Consider the following 3,200-nt stretch of genomic DNA (forward strand, 5'->3'; position numbering starts at 1 on the left):
AGTTTGGGGATTTAAAAAAGAAGTTCGGGATAAAATAACGGAAATCTTTTTAAAATGTACTAAGGAAAATGAGGAATTGTATGCATTGGATTGGCAACATTCTTGTTTCAGATATAATCCTCGTATTAAAGATGAGCCTAAAATTATAGAAGTTAAAGATGAACGCTACTGGGGTGGCGGGTATACTGCATATTTTCCAACATATTGTCCAAATGGAGATTATTATTTTTTTATAGATGTTGATTTTCATTTTGGATATTTAGGACATCCTTGGCAACAAAAGGTTTGGATATATGGAAAAAAATTGATTGAAGAATTTAAAAAAGCTGATTTAGAGGGATTTAAGTTAATTGAGGAGAAAAATTAGAGAGGAACATTGAAGAAAATGAAAGACAACAAGATAAAAATTATTGGAGCAAGAGAGCATAATTTGAAGAATATTGATATTGAGATTCCTAAGAATGAACTTGTGGTAATTACAGGAGTTTCAGGGAGTGGGAAATCTTCGCTTGCATTTGATACGATTTATTCGGAAGGGCAAAGAAGGTATGTGGAGAGTTTGTCTGCTTATGCGAGAATGTTTATTGGTCAAATGCAGAAGCCTGAATTGGATAGCATTGAGGGGCTTTCGCCTGCGATTTCGATTGAGCAGAAAAGTGTTTCTAAGAATCCACGTTCAACTGTTGGGACAACTACGGAAATTTATGATTATATGAGGCTTTTATGGGCACATATTGGAGAGGCACATTGTCCAATTTGTCATCAGAAGGTTGAAAAGCAGTCAATTCAGGAAATTGTGGATAATCTTGTGAATGGACGGAATGAAAAGGACAAATTGATAGTGTTATCGCCTGTTGTTATTGATAAAAAGGGGACTCATAAAAATTTGTTCTTGAATTTGCAGAAAAAAGGATTTCAAAGAGTTCGAGTAAATGGAGATATTTTGGATTTAAATGATACAATTGACTTAGATAAGAATAAAAGACATAATATTGAAGTTGTTGTAGATAGACTTGTTGTAAAAAAAGATGACAAGGAATTTTTAAGCAGAATTACAGAAGCCATTGAAACGGCGAGTGAGCTTTCGAATGGGAAAATTATTGCAAATGTGAATGGAGAAGATAACAAATATAGTGAAAATTTTTCCTGCCCAAATCATCCTGATGTGATTTTTCCAGATGTTGTGCCAAGACTGTTTTCGTTTAATGCACCTTATGGAGCCTGTGAAGTTTGTAATGGGCTTGGTTCACGGCTGGAAGTGGATGAAAATAAATTAATTGTAGATGAAAATTTATCAATTAATGAAGGTGGAATTGTTTTTCCAGGAGCGACTACGAAAAAGGGGTGGAACTGGGATTTATTCACGGCAATGGCAAAAGCTCATAAAATCGACTTGGATAAAAAAGTGTCTGAATTGACTCGAAAAGAGAAGGATATAATTTTTTATGGAAGTAACAAGAAGTTTAAGTTTTCTTGGAGCGGGGATAGTTTTAGTTATAATGGAAATAGAGAATTTGAGGGAATTGTGAATGGTATTGAACGTCGATATAGAGAAACTGCTTCAGAATCGGCAAAGGAAGAAATGGAAGCAAAATATATGACAGAGAAGACTTGCAAAACTTGTAAAGGGAAAAGGCTGAAAGATGTTGTTCTAGCGATAACTATAAATGATAAGAACATTATTGACTTGACAGAAGTAAGTGTTGTTGATGCACTGAAATTTTATGAAAATATTACACTTACTGAAAAGCAGATGCAAATTGCCTCTGAAATACTGAAAGAGATAAAAGAACGACTGAAATTTATGATAAATGTGGGACTTGACTATTTGAGTCTTGCCAGAATGACAAAAACCCTATCTGGTGGAGAATCGCAGAGAATAAGACTGGCAACTCAGATTGGAAGTAGGCTTACAGGTGTAATTTATGTGCTGGATGAGCCAAGCATTGGACTTCATCAGAGGGATAATGATAAATTGCTTGCAACATTGAAGGATTTACGTGACATTGGGAATAGCCTGATTGTCGTTGAGCATGATGAGGATACAATGAGAGAGGCTGATTATCTGATTGACATAGGGCCAGGAGCTGGAATTAACGGTGGAGAAGTCGTTGCAGAAGGTACTCCGAAACAAGTTATGAAAAATAAAAAATCATTGACTGCACAATATTTGAATGGAAAAATAAAAATAGAAGTACCTGAAAAGAGAAGAAAGGCCACTAAAGAAATTGTTTTGAAAAATGCGAAGGGAAATAATCTGAAAAATGTTACAGTACACATTCCACTAGAAGTATTTACTGTAGTTACAGGAGTTTCTGGAAGTGGAAAATCTACATTGATAAATCAGACACTTTATCCAGAACTTCACAATAGACTTAATAAAGGAAAATTATATCCGCTGGAAAATGGCGGAATAGAAGGACTTGAGCATTTAGAAAAGGTAATTGACATAAATCAATCGCCGATTGGAAGAACTCCTCGTTCAAATACTGCAACTTATACGAAAATATTCGATGATATAAGAGATTTATTCGCTCAGACAAATGATGCGAAAGTAAGAGGATACAGTAAAGGAAGATTTTCGTTCAATGTAAAAGGTGGACGATGTGAAGCCTGTGGTGGTGCTGGAATTAATAAAATCGAGATGAATTTCTTGCCTGATGTTTATGTGGAATGTGAAGTTTGTAAGGGAAAACGTTATAACAGGGAAACGCTGGAAGTGCATTACAAGGGAAAAAGTATCTCAGATGTGCTGGATATGACGGTTGAGGAAGCATACGAATTTTTCAAGAATATTCCGACGCTTGAGAGAAAATTACAGACATTGATTGACGTGGGAATGAACTATATTCAGCTGGGACAGCCTGCTACAACTCTTTCTGGAGGAGAAGCTCAAAGAATAAAACTTGCCACAGAACTTTCTAAAATTTCACGTGGTAACACAATTTACGTACTTGATGAGCCTACAACAGGACTTCATTTTGAAGATATCAGAAAACTGCTGGAAGTATTAAATCGACTTGTAGAAAAGGGGAATACAGTGCTTGTAATCGAGCATAACCTTGATGTTATAAAATATGCTGACTATATAATAGATATAGGTCCTGAAGGAGGGCATAAAGGCGGACAAATTATTGCACAAGGCACTCCAGAGGAAATAATAAAATCTCGAAAATCACATACAGCAAAATTTTTGAAAA

2 protein-coding genes are annotated in these 3,200 nt (G+C 35.3%); both read left to right on the forward strand.

The window, feature by feature from the left end:
• Positions 1-367: DUF2716 domain-containing protein (locus Q0370_RS11090; protein ID WP_299575700.1), on the forward strand; the 367-nt coding region annotated here is incomplete at its 5' end.
• An 18-nt stretch (positions 368-385) separates the two neighbouring features.
• The coding region (gene uvrA / locus Q0370_RS11095) for an excinuclease ABC subunit UvrA (RefSeq protein ID WP_299575702.1) at positions 386-3,200 on the forward strand (2,815 nt) is incomplete at its 3' end.

Origin of the sequence: uncultured Leptotrichia sp. (assembly GCF_938036635.1) — a bacterium.
In the GTDB taxonomy this organism is placed as follows: Bacteria; Fusobacteriota; Fusobacteriia; order Fusobacteriales; family Leptotrichiaceae; genus Leptotrichia; species Leptotrichia hongkongensis.